We start from the raw sequence: 1066 nt of genomic DNA, 5'->3' as shown, positions 1-1066 counted from the left end.
TCGAGAGCCCGTTTGATTGGGAAGGCTAAGAGATGAAGATATTGGTAACGGGTGGTGCAGGTTTTATTGGCTCTGCGGTTGTGCGTCAGGCGATTGGTGCGGGTCACGAGGTTGTTAACCTGGATGCGCTGACCTATGCGGCCTGCCTTGAGAATGTGGCCAGCGTTGCGGATGCGCCGGGCTATGCGTTTGAGCAGGTGGATATTCGTGATCGCGCAGCGCTGGACGGGGTGTTTGCCAAACACGCGCCTGATGCGGTGATGCACCTGGCGGCCGAAAGCCATGTGGATCGTTCGATCGACGGTCCGGGCGATTTCATCGAGACGAACATCACCGGCACCTACAATATGCTCGAAGCGGCGCGGACATATTGGATGGCCCAGGACAAGCCCGAGAGCTTCCGCTTTCATCACATTTCCACCGACGAAGTGTTTGGCAGTTTGGGGGCCACGGGGCAGTTCACCGAAGAGACGCCCTATGACCCACGCAGTCCCTATTCCGCCTCAAAAGCGGCAAGCGACCATCTGGTGCGGGCCTGGTATCACACCTATGGGCTGCCGGTTGTGCTCAGCAATTGTTCGAACAATTACGGCCCCTATCATTTCCCCGAAAAGCTGATCCCGGTTGTGATCCTCAATGCTTTGGCGGGCAAAGCGCTGCCGATTTATGGCGATGGTTCGAATGTGCGTGATTGGCTTTATGTCGAAGATCACGCCGATGCGCTTTTGACGGTTTTGCAGAATGCGCCGTTGGGGGAAAGCTATAACATTGGTGGCGAAAACGAGCGCTCGAACCTTGAATTGGTGCAAACCCTATGCGGGATTCTCGATGCGAAACGCCCCAAGGAGAGCGGGTCTTATGCGGATCAGATCACCTTTGTGAGGGATCGCCCCGGGCATGACGCACGCTATGCCATCGATCCGACGCGCATTGCCAATGAACTAGGCTGGCGCCCCTCGGTGACGGTTGAAGAAGGGCTGGAAAAGACCGTGCAATGGTATCTCGACAACGAGGCCTGGTGGCGCCCCCTCCAAAACCGCGACGGCGTCGGAAAACGTTTGGGCGG

Annotated in this window: 1 protein-coding gene; it reads left to right on the top strand. The window is 57.2% G+C overall.

The genetic code is table 11. The annotated features are described in order from the left end of the window. Positions 1-32: 32 nt before the first annotated feature. A partial coding sequence (gene rfbB, locus AC5EFR_RS23380) for a dTDP-glucose 4,6-dehydratase (protein ID WP_493578090.1) occupies positions 33-1066 on the top strand: 1034 nt, incomplete at its 3' end.

The sequence above is a fragment of the Pelagimonas sp. genome (genome assembly GCF_058892305.1).
Note: the sequence above shows the minus strand (reverse complement) of the source record. Positions and strands in the feature narration are given on the sequence as shown.